Annotated in this window: 9 protein-coding genes; 1 reads left to right on the top strand and 8 read right to left on the bottom strand. The window is 65.9% G+C overall.

Annotated elements, in window-relative coordinates:
• Positions 1–6 precede the first annotated feature (6 nt).
• From AAG821_RS10345 to AAG821_RS10310, 8 genes are all read right to left on the bottom strand, one after another.
• Complete coding sequence (locus AAG821_RS10345) at positions 7–843, bottom strand: ABC transporter permease (protein ID WP_341911320.1); 837 nt, start codon at positions 841–843, stop codon at positions 7–9.
• Positions 840–1,616 (bottom strand): ABC transporter ATP-binding protein, encoded by a 777-nt coding sequence (locus AAG821_RS10340; protein WP_341911322.1) that lies wholly within the window; start codon positions 1,614–1,616, stop codon positions 840–842. Before AAG821_RS10340 ends, AAG821_RS10345 begins: the two co-directional genes overlap by 4 nt.
• A gap of 257 nt (positions 1,617–1,873) precedes the next feature.
• Positions 1,874–2,698, bottom strand: coding sequence for an isocitrate lyase/phosphoenolpyruvate mutase family protein (locus AAG821_RS10335; RefSeq protein WP_341911324.1), 825 nt, complete (start codon positions 2,696–2,698; stop codon positions 1,874–1,876).
• Positions 2,699–2,802: 104 nt separating this feature from the next.
• Complete coding sequence (locus tag AAG821_RS10330; protein ID WP_341911326.1) at positions 2,803–3,723, bottom strand: 3-hydroxyacyl-CoA dehydrogenase NAD-binding domain-containing protein; 921 nt, start codon at positions 3,721–3,723, stop codon at positions 2,803–2,805.
• Position 3,724: 1 nt separating this feature from the next.
• Positions 3,725–4,789 carry a TauD/TfdA family dioxygenase gene (locus tag AAG821_RS10325; RefSeq protein ID WP_341911328.1) on the bottom strand — a complete coding sequence of 355 codons (1,065 nt, stop codon included), beginning with the start codon at positions 4,787–4,789 and terminating at the stop codon, positions 3,725–3,727.
• A gap of 68 nt (positions 4,790–4,857) precedes the next feature.
• Positions 4,858–6,189, bottom strand: a complete 1,332-nt coding sequence (locus AAG821_RS10320; protein WP_341911330.1) for an HlyD family type I secretion periplasmic adaptor subunit — start codon at positions 6,187–6,189, stop codon at positions 4,858–4,860.
• Positions 6,186–8,381 (bottom strand): ATP-binding cassette domain-containing protein, encoded by a 2,196-nt coding sequence (locus AAG821_RS10315; RefSeq protein WP_341911332.1) that lies wholly within the window; start codon positions 8,379–8,381, stop codon positions 6,186–6,188. The genes AAG821_RS10320 and AAG821_RS10315 overlap by 4 nt, the downstream gene beginning before the upstream one ends.
• Complete coding sequence (locus tag AAG821_RS10310; RefSeq protein ID WP_341911334.1) at positions 8,378–10,087, bottom strand: ABC transporter transmembrane domain-containing protein; 1,710 nt, start codon at positions 10,085–10,087, stop codon at positions 8,378–8,380. The genes AAG821_RS10315 and AAG821_RS10310 overlap by 4 nt, the downstream gene beginning before the upstream one ends.
• Positions 10,088–10,270: 183 nt before the next feature.
• Between AAG821_RS10310 and AAG821_RS10305 the strand changes: the two genes are divergently transcribed.
• Complete coding sequence (locus tag AAG821_RS10305) at positions 10,271–18,157, top strand: hypothetical protein (RefSeq protein ID WP_341911336.1); 7,887 nt, start codon at positions 10,271–10,273, stop codon at positions 18,155–18,157.
• Positions 18,158–18,195 lie beyond the last annotated feature (38 nt).

Here is an 18,195-nt window from a genome sequence, read left to right as displayed (position 1 = left end):
TTACGCTCATTTCAGCTCGCGCCAGCGCAGCAGATGGGTTTCCAGCGCCTTGAGCGCGCTGTTCAGCACCATGCCGGTGACGGCCAGCACCACCAGACCGGCAAAGACGCCGGCCGTATCGAACAATCCCGAAGCCTGGCCGATCAGGAAGCCGATGCCGCGGTTGGACGAGATCAGTTCACCCACCACGGCGCCGATCAGCGCATAGGGCACCGACACCTTCAGGCCGGTGAGCACCCAGGCGGCGGCCGAGGGAAAGATCACGTAGCGCAGCAGCTGCCAGCCATTGGCGCCCATGATGCGGGCAGCATTGATGTGAATCGCACTCACATCACGCACGCCAGCAAAGGTGTTGAGGAAGACCAGGAAGAACACGATCAGGGCGGCCATCGCCACCTTGCTCTCCAGCCCGATGCCGAACCACATGATCAGCAGCGGCGCCAGCGCGATCTTGGGCAGGCAGTAGATCGCGGTGATATAGGGGTCGAACAGCTTGGCCGCGGTATCGGAACGGCCGAGCAGGAAACCGATGATGAAGCCACTCACGCTGCCGATGATGAAACCCAGCACCATGGCCTGCATGGTGTAGGCAAAGGCATTGGCCAGCGTGCCGTTGCGCGTCCAGATCCACAGCTTCACCGCCACGGCAATCGGCGAGGAGATGAAGAAATCGTCGATCAGCCGGCCCGAGGCGAACTGCCAGATGCCCAGGATGGCCAGCCCGATCAGCACCTGGCCGATGCGGATGCCCCAGCGCTTGCGCGCTTCCGCGCGTTCGACCTGCAGCACGGCGGCGCTGGGCTGCACGGCGGGGAGCTCGGTCTCCAGTGCCTTGTCGCTCATGTGCGCACCGCCCCGACACCGATTTCGGGCGCCAGTGCATCCCACAGCTCGTTGTATATTTCCCGGAAGGCCGGATCGAACTGCAGCTTGAACACATCGCGCGGACGCGGCAGGTCGATCTGCTTGATCGCCTTGATGCGGCCCGGACGGCCGCTGAAGATCACCACATGGTCCGACAGCGCAATGGCCTCGGCCAGATCATGGGTAACAAACACAATGGTCTTGCGGGTTTCTTCCCAGATGCGGGCGAGTTCGGCCTGCATCACCAGCTTGAGCTGGGCATCGAGCGCGCCGAAGGGCTCGTCCATCAGCAGGGTTTCGGGGTCGTAGGCCAGCACCTGGGCGAGCGCCACGCGCTTGCGCATGCCGCCGGAGAGTTCAGACGGAAACTGCTGCCTGAAATTGCTCAGACCCACCATGTCGAGCATTTTGGCGACGCGTACCTCGATCTCGGCCTTGCCCTGGCCGCGCAAAACCAGCGGAAAAGCCACATTCTGCTCGGTGGTGCGCCAGGGCAGCAGGCTGTCGGCCTGGGTCATGTAGCCAACATGGGTGTTGATGCCGTCCACCACCCGGCCGCCATGCTCGACCGCACCGCTGCTGGGCGGAATGATGCCGGCGATCATGTTGAGCAGGGTGGATTTGCCGCAGCCGCTGGGGCCAACGAAGGAGACAAAGGCACCGGCGGGGATGTCGAGGCTGGTGGGCAGCAGGGCCGAAACTTCCCGGCCGCGGGCGACGAAGGTCTTGGTGACCTGGCGGACTGCAATCATCGACAAAGCTGAACGCGCCTCCGCTTCGAGGGCGTTCCAGTCAAGATGCGATGACGCAGCAATCGTTTCAACGTGCCGTCCCCACTTGTTATATTGATATTACAATAGACGGATTGTGTGACGGTCAACAAAAAACGTGTCGCATCGCTGCAACACACACTCCGCTTGATCGGCGGAGAACAGCACCGCTACCTATTGGTGCGACATTTGCCGCGGCTATGTTATGCGTGTCTTCTCAGGCGAGATGACCGGCGCAGCTAGCGTTTCATATGCGCGCCGAACAGCCGGTTCAGCTCCGAACTCGGCGCGGCCTGCTTGAAATGCTCAAACGTGCCTTCGGCGCCGATTTCCTTGGCGGCGCGAATGAACTCGCCCCAGGCGGTGCGCGCCAGCGAGCCGCCCACACTGACGCGGCGGATGCCGAGTCCGGCCAGATGCGCCACCGACTGGCCCATGGTGAGCATGTTCACCGGTTTGCCGGCTGCCGCCTGCACCACTGCCGTAATCTGCGCATCTTCGCGGATGCCCGGCGCATAGAGCACGTCGGCACCAGCAGCAGCGTAAGCCTTCAGGCGGCGCGTGGTTTCCGCCAGATCCGGCCGACCGGCGATGAAACCTTCGCTGCGCGCGGTCAGCAGCACGCCGCCGCCGGTCTTGTCGATGGCGGCGCGCGCCGCCTTGATGCGCGCCACCGCAAGATCAAAATCATACAGCGGCGCTTCCGTGTTGCCGGTGGAATCTTCAATGGACAGCCCGGCGATGCCGGCCTCCACCGCCTTGGCCACATTGCCCGCGACATGGTCCGGCTCATCGGCAAAGCCGTTTTCGAAATCGGCGTTGACCGGGATGTCGGTAACAGATGTCAGCGTCTTCAGATGCGCCAGCACCTCGGCCAGCTCCACCTTGTTATCCGGCTTGGCCATACTCCAGGCCATGCCGGCACTGGTGGAGGCCAGCGCCTTGAAACCGAGGCTTTGCAGGATCACGGCCGAGCCGGCATCCCAGGGATTGGGAATGACAAAGCAGCCGCTGTCATGCAGGCGGCGGAAGGTGGCACATTTGTCCGATGTCGAGACGGTCATGGCGATTCCTCTGGCTTTTGTTGGCGCCAGAGTAAGGCTTCGACAGGGCGGGGCAAGGCAGGATGCTTCGGCCCACACCGAAATATCGGGTGAATATTGTCGGGCTACATTTTCGGCCGGCGCCGGGCCCGCAGCTTCAGCGTCTCGATCAGTGCCGCATCGCGTTCCGCACTCAAGTCACTGACACTGCGGCCGGCAGCTTCCTCTTCCACACCGCGGACCAGCGCATCCTTTACCTCGGGCGTAAGACTGGGGCTTCCCAGCGCCGCCCAGCGTTTTTCCTGGCTGGGACCAAGATGATCGAGGTAATGGCGGATGCCGCCCTCGCCGCCGCCCAGGTGATAGGTCATATGGGCGCCCTGGATCGACCAGCGCAGGCCGGGGCCCTCGACAAGCGCCTTGTCGACATCAGCCACATCGGCGATATCCTCGGCCACGATATGCACGGCTTCGCGCCACAGCGCCGAAGCCAGCCGGTTGGCGACATGGCCGGGCGCCTCGCGTTTCATGCGGATCGTCACCTTGCCCATCGCCTCGTAAAATGCGGCCGCTGCCTGCACCCGCGCCGGGTCGGTGCCATAGAGCTCGACCAGCGGCACCAGATGCGGCGGATTGAACGGGTGCGATACGATCAGCCGCGCCGGCTCTTTCATGCCGTCGGTCAGTTGCGACCAGGCAAAGGAGGATGTGCTGCTGGCAATCGTGGCTTCCGGTTTTGCCGCCGCTACGATCTCGGCGAACAGCCGGTGTTTCACCTCCAGCTTTTCGGGTGCGTTTTCCTGGATCAGATCGGCGCTGGCCACCGCCGCCTTGAGGCGGGCGACGATCTTCAACTTGCCGCGCCCGCGGCGGCCGAGCTGGGCCAGCTGCTTGCGCGCGGCATTGACGCGGTCGCGGAACAGCGCGCGCGCCGTGGCATCGGGATCCCAGGCCACCACGTCGATGCCGCCGGCGGTGAACAGGGCTGCCCAGCTGGCGCCGATCAGGCCACCGCCGACAATGGCAACTTGCTTGATCTCGGTCATGTCATACGGCCTCGAAGGGAACAGTCAGTTGCGTACCCGGCACGATGATGCCGCCACGATCACCCGGGGTGACGCTGCCATAGCGCTGGGCAAAGACCGGCGGCAGCGGGCGCGCCTGCTTTGGTGCCAGCCACAGCCGCAGCAGATGGCGGCGTTTCGCCGGCTCGGACCAGTCCTCGAACGCCGTGCGGTCATGCAGCAGGGTGTGGTTGTGCACCAGCTGCACATCGCCCGGCTCCAGCACCATGTGGAAATTCAGCGCCGGATCGTTGGACAGCGCATCGAACAGGTCGAAGGCTTCGACCTGCGCCGGTGTCAGCGGCGCCACATCAGCAAAGCGACGCGCCGATTCGATATACTGGCGCTGATAGATCGCCGAGAGATGGCCTTCATGCCAGTTATAGGTCGGGATGGTGAAATAGGGCTTCTCGCCCACCGGCACTTCACCGCGCCGGTCGGTTTCGATCGGGGCGAACAGATGCGGCAGCAGATCGGGCCGGCGTTTGCGCATCTCGTTGAAGATGGTGACCGAACTCACCAAGGCCGAATGACCACCCGTCTTTGCCACCTGCAGACAAAGCAGGCCGACGATATCGGCAGAATCGGTATGGAAGGTCTGACGCTCATGCGTCTGGTAGATGCGCACATTCGGATCGTCGCTTGAAAGCCCCATATCCTTCACATGGCCGAGGATATGGCCCTTGGCATTCTGCGAGCGCGCGCTGCCGATATGGCAACCGATCCCGAGGAAGGCAATCGCGGCCTCGCGCAGGCTCCAGCGCTGCACCGGCAGGCCGCGCAACAGGGCGAAGCCACGACCGTTCAGCACCTCGTCGCGTAAAGCATGCAGACGCGGTGCCAGCGTCGGCAGCGGGAACGCCGTCGGCGTCAGCTGCGCCACCGCGGTATCGGGACCGGCCGCAACACGATGCGTGGCCTGCTCGACCTCGGCGATCTCGGCGGCGGTGAAATGCTGCAGCCAGCGGGTGTCCTGCAACATGGCAGGGCCATACCAGGCCGAAGCATCGTGAATTTCAGGTGGCGGGGTATCGGGGCTGAGTGTCATGCCGCGATATTGCCTGACCGGCGCCACCGATCAAGATTCGGCCCGGTGCAATTCCGTGCGAGGACCGCTCAGCGTTCCTGGAAGGCCGTATCGATGGCCCGGTAGACCGGATTGAGCAGGAAGCGCAGCACGGTACGCTCGTCGGTCTTGATATCGGCCAGCACGGTCATGCCCGGGCGCAGCTGATTGCGGGCCGGATCATTGCCGACATAGGCCTGATCGAGCCGCACCAGCGCCTTGTAGAAGGGCGCGATCTGCGGTCCGTGGAAGGTGGAAGCCGAAACACTCAGCAGGCTGCCCGGCACGGAACCGAACTGGGCGAAATCATAGGTCGAGACCTTCACCGCCACCGGCTGGCCTGGCCGCAGCTGGCCGACATCCGCGGGGCTGATGCGGGCCTCGACGATCAGCTCGCGGCCAACCGGCACGATCTCGGCGATGTTGCCGCCCGGCGGCACCACGGCCCCGGCGGCATAGGCGCGCAGATCCTTGATGATGCCGCGCACCGGCGAGGTGATGGTGGTGCGCGCCACGCGGTCTTCCAGCTTGACGCGGGCTTCCTCGATCTGGCGCAGGTCGCTGGTGACGGACCCAAGCTCGCGCATCGCATCGACCGAGAGCCGGGTATCCAGTTCGATCAGCCGCTGCTCGGCCTCGGCCACCGCTTCGCGCGCACGACCAATATTGGTGGTCACGGTGCTCAACTCGCCCTGCACGCGGTTCATCTCGCGCTGCACATCCAGGAAGGTCAGCCGCGAATTCAGCCCCTTTTCCGACAGCGTCTTGCGCATGTCCAGCGCTTCGCCGGTGATCGCGATCTGGCGCTGCAGGGTACGCTGCTGGCCGATCAGCGCATCCAGATCGGCCCGACGGCCGGCAACCTGGCGCTCGAGCACCACGCGCTGGCTGGTGCGGGCGCGTTCCTGGCTCCGCAGGATCGCTGCCTGGTCGATGGAGAGGCCTTGTTCTTCCTTGTCGGCAAGATCGGCAACACGGCCTTCGGCAAAGGCGCGCAGGCGTTCGGCCTGCAGGCGCAGGCTGCGTTCGCGGCTGCGCAGCTGGTCGAGTTCGGCCGTCACGCCGGTCTGATCAAGACGCACCAGCACCTGGCCGGCTTCGACCAGATCGCCGTCCTGCGCCAGCACTTCGGCTACGATGCCACCTTCCAGATGCTGCACCGGCTGCAGATGACCATTCGGCACGATCTCGCCCGGCGCACGCGCGACCTGGGCCACTTTGGTCACTGCTGCCCAGGCAATGGCGCAGATCACGATGGCGATCATCAGCCAGACCGACAGCTGCATCAGGCGCGGCGCACGGCCCTCCTCCAGCTGGATCGCCAGCGTCAGGTAGCGGATGCGGGCCGGATCGGCCTTCACGGCGGGTAAGGTCTCACTCATCTCCCGACTCCCTGGGATGTCGTGGCAGCACCTCTGGTCGGGCTGCGAATATCCACGATGCGACCATTCTCCATCACGACAACACGGTCGCAGATGGCGAGATGGCTCGGCCGATGGGTCACGATGGCAATGGTCTGCTTGCCCTTGCGGCGCTGCAGTGATTCGATCATCGCCGCATCGCCGGTCTCATCCAGCCACTGGCCCGGCTCGTCGAGCAGCAGCACGGCAGACGGGCGCAGATAGAGCCGCGCCAGCGCGATGCGCTGCAAAAGCCCGGTGGACAGCGCGCGCGCACCGGCATGATCGCCCAGGCCGGTATGCAGGCCATCGGGCAGCGCCAGCACATCGTTCAGCGCGCCGGCTTCCGCCAGTGCCGCCTTCAGGTCGTCATCACTGGCAGTCGGCGCGGCCAGACGCAGATTCTGCGCCAGTGTGCCATGGAACAGATGCCGGTTCTGCGGTGAATAGGTGACGGCATTGCGCAGCTCATGCGGCGTCATCTGGCGGATATCCAGGCCATCCAGCAGCACCGCACCAGCCTGGGCCTGATACAGCCCCGCCATCACCTTGAGGATGGTGGACTTGCCCGAGCCGGAAGGACCGGTGATGCCGATCATCTCCCCGGGCTTGAGCAGAAGATCGACACCGAGCAACGCCGGTTCGGCATCGGGCCGGTAGCGCAGCGAGACGCGGTTCAGTGTGACTGCACCGCGGAACACGCGTTGCACGACAGCCGGACCCGGGCGGTCGCTCAGTTCGGGCCGCAGCTGCAGCAGCCGGTCGATCTGCGCCAGGCCGAGGCGGATCTGCCCGAGCCGGGTCAGCGCCATCAGGCCAAGCTGCAACGGTGCCAGCACGCGCCAGGACAGCGCCATGGTCGCCACCAGCGCACCGACCGTCATGCTGCCTTCCATGATGCGCAATGCGCCCCAGGCCAGCACGATGGTGCCGGTCAGCATCATCAGGGTCTGCGACAACGTGTTGAGCAGGCCGCCGATCATCTGCACCGCGCGGCTGTCCACCGCGGATGCCGCCGAAGCGGCGCGATAGCGTTCCAGCCAGATGGCCGCACTGCCCGACTGCTTGATCGCCTGCAGGTTGGACACGATCTCCACCGTCAGGCCATGGCGCGCGGCCTGACTGGCGGCAGCGCGCTGCACGGCCGTGCTCTGCAGCATCTGCGAAACATAGCCGATCAGCAGGATCAGCAGGCCCAGCACCAGCGAGACCAGCACCAGCGGACCGCCGAGCCAGGCGATCATCAGCAGGAAGACAAACAGGAAGGGCAGATCGAAGGCGACGCCGGCGAGCGGCCCGGTGAAGAATTCGCGCACCGTTTCGAATTCCTTCAGCCGCGCCAGCTGCGTGCCGATCGGTGCGGACTCGGTATAGCCCACCGGCAGACGCAGCAGATGCTTGAGTACGGCTATGGCAACCAGCCGTTCAACGCGGGCGCCCATATAGGCCAGCATGCGGCTGCGCAGCATGCGCAGGGCGAAATCGAAGATAAAGGTCATGCCGATGCCGGCGAGCAGATAGATCACCAGCTCGCGCGAATCGCCGCCGATTACCTTGTCATACACCATCAGCGCGAACAGCGGGAAACCGAGCGCCAGAATGTTGTTGAACAGCGTGACCATGCCGAGCTGCATGGCGACGCCGGAAAAGCGCAGGGCAATGGTGCCGAGGAAGGTCTTGCGCGGGCCGGTCTCCTCCGGCGCTTCGGCCGGTTCGATGAAATAGGCCATGCCGGCAATGGCGGCAGACTTGAGCTGGATTTCCTCGCGGCGCGTGCCATCGAAAACCCGCGCCACGCCATCCCTGATCTCCAGCACCACGCGCGGACGGCCGGCATTGTCGACATGCAGGCAGGGCAGCAGGCGCGGATCGATCTGGCCCAGCCGCCGCTCATGTGGCTTGGTCGCGTAAGACAGTTCGATCAGCACATTGCGCAGGCCATCGAGATCAAGATCGGCGGCGAAATGCGGCAGGGCTTCGACGATATGGCGCGGATCGCCCTGCCAGCCCAGCGCGGTGAGCAACGGCATCAGGCAGGCGGCAAAGGGCGAGACGGCCTGGAAGGCGCCCATGCGACCCTGACGCAGGGCCTCGGCGAGCGGCTCGGCACGCACCACCTGCAGGCTGCTGGCTTCACCGCCAGCAGAAGACGGCCGGTTGATCGGTGTGCTCATGCCGGCCGCCCGTCCAACACTTCGGTCGATGCCGGACCGAAAGTGGCACCAATCGGCGAACGCTCGATCAGCTGGCCATTGCGCAGTTCGAACACGCGATCGGCCAGGCGCAGCACCGAAGGCTGGTAACTGACCAGCACGATGGTGGCGCGCCCCTTCAGATCGGCCAGCATGCGCAGCAGCCGTTCGTTCGAATTGCGGTCGAAACCATTGTTGCTTTCATCGAACAGGATGATGCGCGGCTGTTCGGCCAGGGCGCGGATGATGGCGATGCGCTGGCGCACGCCGCCCGGCAGGGTTTCGGTCTGGCCGCCGCTCACCGTGGTCTCGTAACCATTGGCCAGCGTGGCGATATAACTGTCCAGGCCCAGCTTTTCCGCCAGCTCCAGCGCAGTATCGACCACGGCGCCACGGCGGAACATGGTGAGATTGTCGATCATGCTGCCCTGGAATACCGTGGCCTGACGCGGTAGCAGGCCGATTTCATCGGGGCCCGGGCGTGGATCGGCGGCTTTCAGGATTTTATTGTCATAGAGGATCTGGCCGCCGGTCGGCCGCTGCAGACCCGCAATCAGCGTCAGGATTGCCGAACGGTCGCTGCCATCGGCGCTGACAATGGCGACGGTTTCACCGGCATTGATCGTCATGTTGGCATGATCGAGCAGCGGCTGACCGATGCCGTCATCCAGGCTGACATCGCGGAATTCGATACGCCCCAGCGTGACGATGGGCGCAGAACGCTGCAGGCCCCCCGGCTCCTGCGGCAAGGCCTGCAGCTGGTTCAGCTGGCTTTCGGCCAGGCGGATCGCCTGGAAATTGCTCCAGATGCCCATGGCACGCAGCAGCGGCTGCATCACCCGACCGGCCAGCAGCGAGCAGCAGGCCAGCTGGCCCACGGTCATCTGGTTGTCGAGCACGAGCAGCGAGCCGTAGACCAGGATGGCGACAATCGCCAGATTGGAAAAGAAGCTGCCCAGCGCCTGCGACAGCGACGACAGGTAGGTGACGCGGAATGCCGCGGCCGACGCGCTGTCCATCAGGCGTTCGTAGCGGCGCATCATCAGCCGCTCCATCGTCATCGCCTTGATGGTGGTGATGCCGGACAGGATCTCGATCATGAAACTGGTCCGGCGCTTGTCAGAGTCGGTGCGCGCATCGACCGCCTGATGCAGCACCCGGCCGATGATCGCTGCCGCAATGGCAAAGACCACGAAAACCATCATGGTCAGCCAGGCCAGCGGGCCGCCAACAATCCAGATGATGGCGGTGAACAGCAGGGCAAACGGCAGGTCGATGACAATCACCGCACCCTGGTTGGCATAGAATTCGCGCAACCGGTCAATGGCACCGAGCCGCTCCAGATGCGCGCCCGTGGTATCTTTGGCGGCAAATGCGCTGTCGGCACCCAGCAGCCGTGCGATACCGGCACAACCGGCGCCATGCTCGAACCGGGCTCCCGCCCAGGTGGCAAGCGCGCTGCGAATGGCACGCATTGCGCCTTCGGCGAACAACACGGTTAACAGCAAAATGGTCAGCAGCAGCAATGTATCGCCCGCCGTATTCGGCAGAACGCGGTCATAAACCTGCAGCGTGTAGATCGGCAGCGCGATAGCCAGCAGGTTGAGCAGAACGGAGCAGGCGATCAGCGTCGGATTGAAAACCAGACTGCTGCCGGCAGTTTTATTGGTTACCGGCATGTCAACCATACACGCGGAATCCGTTCACTGATGGTCGCCGGACGCAATATTAAGTCCCCCGAAAAAAGTGCTGAGTTGATCGTAATCAAAACTCTATTGTGCCGTGCGGCGATATACCCAATATAACTAAAGAGAGAGTTATCAATTCACAAGATTAACTCTTGATTACATGTTGTGCTTTAAGAACGCGTGATGGCCACAAAATCCGACATCCTCAATGACGAACTGACCGCATTGCCCAAGGGCGCCAAGGCGCCCCGGGCCGGCGGCAGCGACACGCCCCTGGCACAGGCTCAGGGTGGCGGTGGTGATGGCGTGGATCTCGGGTCCGGTCTGGGTGCGGTGCATTACGGCACGGTCATTGCCGATGAGCGCAGCTATCAGCCGGTTCAGGGGCAGATCACTGCGGGCAACACTCTCGGCAGCAGTGTCTTGCCCGCAACGTCTCAGTCTGCGGCAGCGACGGACGCAACCCCACTGACAACCGACACGACCGTGGGCGGCGACCAGCGCCTTGGCATGGCGGTGGCCGATGCGCGCACCACCAGCGGCCCGCGCGGTGCGCCCGCGGCCACGCCGGCCGCAGCAAACGATCCGGCTGCGCAGGCGGCGGCTGCACCTGTTCCCGCGCCTGCCGGGACCGAACCGGCGACCAGCGCCAGCGCCGCCACGGCCGCCAACGATCTGACCGCGGATGCTCCGACAGCCTCCAATACAGCGGCCACAACCGCACGCTCCGCTGCGGCTGCAACCAGTAATACGCCGCCGTCAGCCGACACCACCGCGCTGACGGCCCGCGAGACCGTGACCGAAGCGCAACCCGGTGCTGTTGAACGCAGCACCGCACCGGCCACCACCACGACTACAGAGCAAACCCTCGAAGACGAAACGCCTGAAACACCGAGCGGCCCGCAGGTACATAGCGGCACCGGTGGTGACGATCTCTTCATCGCAACCGCCGCGACGGAGCGCTTCGATGGCGCGGCCGGCAACGATACGGTCAGCTATGCCGATGCCGATGCGGCCGTGACGGCAAGCCTGTCGAGCGGCGGCACCGCCGGACAGGCCAGCGGCGACAGCTATGTCAGCATCGAAAACCTCACCGGTTCGGCCCATGCCGACCGCCTGACCGGCGATGCCGGTGCCAATATCCTGACTGGCGGCGCCGGTGCCGATATACTGGACGGCGGCGCGGGCGACGACCTGCTCACCGGTGGTGCCGGCGCCGATACGCTCATTGGCGGCAGCGGCACGGATACCGCCAGCTATGCCGGCAGCACGGCCGGCGTCACCATCGATCTTGCCGCCGGCACCGGCAGCGGCGGCGATGCGCAGGGCGACACGCTCAGCGGCATCGAGAATGTCACCGGCTCCGATCACGCTGATACACTGGCTGGCGATGCGTCAGCCAACATCCTGGACGGCGGCGCCGGCAGTGATACCGCCAACTATGCTGCTTCGACAGCCGGCGTCACCATCAACCTCGCGGCCGGCACGGCCAGCGGCGGCGATGCGCAGGGCGACACACTTACCAGCATCGAGAATCTCACCGGCTCGGATCATGCCGATGCCCTCACCGGCGATGCCGGTGCCAATATCCTGGATGGCGGCGCGGGCGATGACCTGCTGATTGGCGGCACGGGCGCGGATACACTCATCGGCGGCGACGGCAGCGATACCGCCAGCTATGCCGGCAATACAGCCGGCGTCGCCATCGATCTTGCCGCCGGCACGGCCAGTGGCGGCGATGCAGCCGGCGACACGCTGAGCGGCATCGAGAATGTCACCGGCTCCGACCAGGCCGACACGCTGACCGGTGATGACGACGCTAATATTCTGGATGGCGGCGCGGGCAACGACACCCTGATCGGCGGCGCCGGCGCCGATACCCTCACTGGCGGCAGCGGCACCGATACGGCCAGCTATGCCGGCGGCACGGCTGGCGTCACGGTCAATCTGGCGACCGGCACCGGCAGCGGTGGCGATGCCGAAGGTGACACGATCAGCGGCATCGAGACGGTGATCGGTACCGGCCTGGCCGATACCCTCACCGGCGATGCCCTCGCCAATAGCCTGGACGGCGGTGCCGGCGACGATGTGATCAATGGCGGCGCCGGTGCGGATACGCTGACAGGCGGCAGCGGCACCGACACGCTCAGCTATGCCGGCTCCTCGGCAGCCGTGACGGTCAACCTCGGCACCAATGCCGCCAGCGGCGGCGATGCGGCCGGCGATGTGCTGTCCGGCTTCGAGAATCTCACCGGCTCCGATCATGCCGACACTCTGACCGGCAGCGCGGGCGACAACCGGCTGGAGGGCGGTGCCGGCAACGATCGCCTTGATGGCAGCACCGGCAATGACCTGCTGCTGGGTGGCGCAGGCGCCGACCAGCTGATCGGCGGTACCGGCATCGATACCGCCAGCTATGCGGGCTCGACGGCAGCCGTCACGGTCAGCCTGACCAGCGGTACCGGCACCGGCGGCGATGCCCAGGGCGACACGCTCGCCACCATCGAAAACCTCGTCGGTTCGGATTACGCCGACACGCTGACCGGCAGCACGGCCGATAACAGTCTTGAGGGCGGCGCCGGGAATGATCGTCTGGATGGTAGCAGCGGCAACGACACCCTGATTGGTGGCGCCGGCGCCGACCAGCTGATCGGTGGCACTGGTACCGATACTGCGAGTTACGCAAGCGCGGCTACTGCAGTGACTGTCAATCTTGGCACCAACAGTGCCAGCGGCGGCGATGCCGAGGGCGATACTTTCTCTGCGATCGAGACCGTCGTCGGTTCGGCCTTCGACGACACCATCACCGGCGACAGCAATGCCAACACATTGCTGGGCGGCGCGGGCGACGACCTGCTGCAGGGCGGCGGCGGCGCAGACGCACTGACCGGCGGCACGGGCACGGATACGGCCAGTTACGCTGCATCCTCGGCCGCTGTCACCGTCAGCCTGGCCACAGGCACGGGCTCAGGAGGCGATGCGGCCAGCGACGTGTTGAGCGGTATCGAAAACCTGATCGGTTCGGCCAATGCCGACACGCTGACCGGTGATGCCAATGCCAATCGGCTCGATGGTGGCGCGGGCAATGACACGCTGACCGGTGGCGCCGGTGCGGATACACTCATCGGCGGCACCGGCACGGATACGGCCAGTTATGCCAGCTCCACCACGGCGATCACCGTCGATCTTGCGGCCGGCACCGGCACGGGCGGCGATGCCGAGGGCGATGCGCTGTCGGAGATCGAGAATGTCACCGGCGGCAGCGGCAACGATACGCTGACTGGTGATACGGCCGCCAACCGCCTCGATGGCGGCACTGGCAATGACCTGCTCATTGGTGGCGCCGGCGCCGATGCCCTGATCGGCAATACCGGTACCGATACCGCCAGCTATGCGGCTTCAGCCAGCGCTGTGACAGTCAATCTCACGACCGGCACCGGCACCGGTGGCGATGCCCAGGGCGACACGCTCGCCACCATCGAGAATGTCACCGGCTCGGACTTCAACGACACGCTGACCGGCGATGCCAATGCCAACCGCCTCGAAGGCGGCACTGGCGATGACACGCTGATGGGTGCGGCCGGCGCGGATGCGCTGGTCGGCGGCGATGGCAGCGACACCGCCAGCTATGCCGGCACCACCACGGCTGTCACCGTCAACCTCGCCACCAACACGGCGACCGGCGGCGATGCAGCGGGCGACACCTTCAGCGGCATCGAGAACCTGACCGGCGGCACCGGTGCCGATACCTTCACCGGCGATGCCAATGCCAACATCCTGGACGGCGGTGCGGGCAACGACATCCTGCAGGGCGGCGCCGGCGCCGATACCCTGATCGGCAACACCGGCACCGACACCGCCAGCTATGCGGCTTCGACTGCGGCGGTCACGGTCAATCTCGCGACCGGCACCGGCTCAGGCGGCGATGCCGAAGGCGACACGCTGGCCACCATCGAGAACCTGACCGGATCGAACTACGACGACACGCTGACCGGCGATGCGGCGGCCAATGCGCTGCAGGGTGGCGGCGGGGATGACCTTCTGATTGGTGGCGCCGGCGCCGACGCATTGGTGGGTGGCACCGGTACCGATACCGCGAATTATGCTGCCTCGACGGCCGCCGTCACCGTCAGCCTCACGGCCGGCACCGGCACCGGCGGCGACGCCCAGGGCGATACGCTCGCCACCATCGAAAACCTCGTCGGCTCGGATTACGCCGACACGCTGACCGGCGATGCGAATGCCAACCGCCTGGAGGGCGGTGCCGCCAACGACACCCTCGCCGGCATGGCCGGCGCAGATACACTGATCGGCGGCACCGGCACCGATACCGCCAGCTATGCCAGCTCCACGACGGCCATCACGGTCGACCTCGCGGCCGGCACCGGCACGGGCGGCGATGCGGCTGGCGATGTGCTGTCGGAGATCGAGAACATCACCGGCGGCAGCGGCAATGACACACTGACCGGCGATGCGGGCGCCAACCGTCTCGACGGCGGCACTGGCAACGACATCCTGCAGGGTGGCGCGGGTGCCGATACCCTGATCGGCAATACCGGCACCGACACGGCGAGTTATGCGGCGTCCAGCGCGGGCGTCACCGTCAGCCTTGCGGCCGGCACCGGCACGGGCGGCGATGCCGAGGGCGACACGCTCGCCACCATCGAGAATGTCACCGGCTCCGATCATGCCGACACGCTGACCGGTGATGCGGCAGCCAATACGCTGACCGGCGGTGCCGGCGATGACCTGCTCACCGGCGGCGCCGGTTCGGACGTGCTGATCGGCGGCACCGGCAGCGACACCGCCAGCTATGCAGGCAGCACAGCTGGCGTCACTGTCAGCCTGGCGACCGGTACCGGCACCGGCGGCGACGCCACCACTGATACACTATCTGGCATCGAGAATCTGATCGGTTCGGCCAATGCCGATACGCTGACTGGTGATGCCAATGCCAATCGCCTCGAAGGTGGCGCCGGCGCGGATACCCTGACCGGTGGCGCCGGTGCGGATACGCTGGTGGGTGGCACAGGTACGGACACCGCCAGCTATGCCAGCTCCACCACGGCGATCACCGTCGACCTTGCGGCCGGCACCGGCACGGGCGGCGATGCCGAAGGCGATGCGCTGTCGGAGATCGAGAATGTCACCGGCGGCAGCGGCAACGACACACTGACCGGCGATACGGCCGCCAACCGCCTTGATGGCGGCACCGGCAACGACACGCTGGTGGGCGGCGCCGGCGCCGATGCGCTGATCGGCAACACCGGCACCGATACCGCCAGCTATGCGGCCTCGACGGCGGCCGTGACGGTCAATCTCACGACCGGCACCGGCACCGGCGGCGACGCCCAGGGCGACACGCTCGCCACCATCGAAAACCTCGTCGGCTCGGACTTCAACGACACGCTGACCGGCGATGCCAATGCCAACCGCCTCGAAGGCGGCACTGGTGATGACACGCTGATGGGTGCGGCCGGCGCGGATGCGCTGGTCGGTGGCGATGGCAGTGACACCGCCAGCTATGCCGGCACCACCACCGCCGTCACCGTCAACCTCGCCACCAACACGGCGACCGGCGGCGATGCAGCAGGCGACACCTTCAGCGGCATCGAGAACCTGACCGGCGGCACCGGTGCCGATACCTTCACCGGCGATGCCAATGCCAACATCCTGGACGGCGGTGCCGGCAACGACATCCTGCAGGGCGGCGCCGGCGCCGATACCCTGATCGGCAACACCGGCACCGACACCGCCAGCTATGCCGCATCGGCGACTGGCGTCAGCGTCAGTCTTGCGACCGGCACTGGCACGGGCGGCGATGCCGAGGGCGATACGCTTGCCACCATCGAGAATGTCACCGGCTCCGATCATGCCGACACGCTGACTGGCGATGCCAATGCCAATGCCCTCACCGGCGGGCTGGGCGACGATATGCTTACCGGTGGCGCCGGCGCCGACGCGCTGGTCGGTGGCACCGGTACCGATACCGCGAATTATGCTGCCTCCACCGCCGCAGTCACCGTCAGCCTGACGGCCGGCACCGGCACCGGCGGCGACGCCCAGGGCGACACGCTCGCCACCATCGAGAACATCGTCGGCTCCGACTATGCCGACACGCTCACCGGCGATGCCAATGCCAACCGTCTCGAAGGCAGTGCCGGCGGCGACAGCCTGAGCGGCATGGCCGGTAACGACACCCTGCTGGGCGGCGTGGGCAATGACACGCTGCAGGGCGGTGCCGGATCCGATATCCTGACTGGCGGCGCCGGCACCGATACGGCCACGTATGCGGCGGCCACCGCCGCCGTCACGGTGAACCTGGCGACGGGCACCGGCAGCGGCAGCGATGCGGCCGGCGATACGCTGACCGAAATCGAGAACCTGACCGGTTCGGGCTATAACGACACCCTGACCGGTGATACGGCCGCCAACCGGATTGATGGTGGCGCCGGCAACGATACGCTGGTGGGTGCAGGCGGCGCCGATACGCTGATCGGCAACACCGGCACCGACACTGCCAGCTACGCAGCCTCGGCGGCAGCGGTCACGGTGAACCTTGCGGCCGGCACCGGCACGGGTGGCGATGCCGAGGGCGATACGCTTGCCACCATCGAGAATGTCACCGGCTCGGACTTCAACGATACGCTCACCGGCGATACGGCGGCCAACGCGCTGACCGGCGGCGCCGGCGACGATCTGCTGACCGGCGGCGCCGGTGCCGATGCGCTGGTGGGCGGCACTGGTATCGATACTGCCAGCTATACAGCCTCAACCGCGGCCGTGACCGTCAGCCTTGCCAGTGGCACCGGATCGGGCGGCGACGCGGCCAGCGACACGCTGAGCGGCATCGAGAATATTGTCGGCAGCAATCTCAACGACACACTCACTGGCGACGGCAATGCCAATACGCTGGATGGCGGCGGTGGCAATGACACGCTCACCGGCGGCGCCGGCGCCGATACCCTGCTGGGTGGCGCGGGTACGGATACCCTGATCGGCGGCACCGGTGCGGATATCCTGACCGGCGGCGCCGGCACCGATACCGCCAGCTACGCAGCCGCCACGGCGGCTGTCACCGTCAATCTTGCCACCGGCACAGGTCTGGGCAGCGATGCCGAAGGTGATGCGCTCTCTGAAATCGAGAACCTGACCGGCGGCAGCGGCAATGACACCCTGACCGGTGACGCCAGTGCCAATACGCTGGATGGCGGCACCGGTAACGACATCCTTGAAGGCGGCGCCGGCGCCGATGCCCTGATCGGCAATACCGGCACCGATACCGCCAGCTATGCCGGCTCGTCTGCAGGGGTTTCGGTGAGCCTGACCAGCGGCACCGGCACCGGCGGCGATGCCCAGGGCGATACGCTCGCCACCATCGAAAACCTGACCGGCTCGGGCTTCGACGACACGCTGACCGGCAGCAGCAGTGCCAACACCCTGACCGGCGGCGACGGCAACGACACCCTGCTCGGCATGGCCGGCAGCGACACCTTGATCGGCGGCCTGGGCAGCGACACGGCGAGCTATACCGGCTCAAACACGGCGGTCACCGTCAATCTGGCAACCGGCGCGGCCAGCGGTGGTCATGCCGCCGGCGATACCTTCAGTTCAATCGAGAACCTGACCGGCAGCAGCAACAACGACAGCCTGACCGGCGATGCCAATGCCAATATCCTGGATGGCGCGGCGGGCAACGACACCCTGGTCGGCAATGCCGGCAATGACACGCTGACCGGCGGGGCCGGCACCGACAGCCTGACCGGCGGCATCGGCGACGATATCATGCTGGGCGGCGATGGCGCCGATACGGCCTATTTCGCGGCCGGCTGGGGCATGGACCAGTTCAGCGGCGGCACCGGTGGCGGCTGGACCGACACCATCTACATGAACGGCGTCCCCGGCGGCCCGGGCTTCGGCGGCTGGACGATGACGCTGACCGACGGCACGCTGATCACCAACAATGCCACCCATGGCACGCTGACCCTAGGCAGCGATGTATCGGGCACCATCGTGATGAGCGATGGCAGCGAATTGACCTTCGACGGGGTCGAACGCCTGCAGTGGTAAACCGCAGGCGCCGCCTGTCTGGCTTCAGGCCCGTTCGG

Source organism: Ferrovibrio terrae (assembly GCF_943372915.1).
Lineage (GTDB): Bacteria > Pseudomonadota > Alphaproteobacteria > Ferrovibrionales > Ferrovibrionaceae > Ferrovibrio > Ferrovibrio terrae_A.
This window is presented reverse-complemented; position numbering and strand designations above follow the sequence as displayed.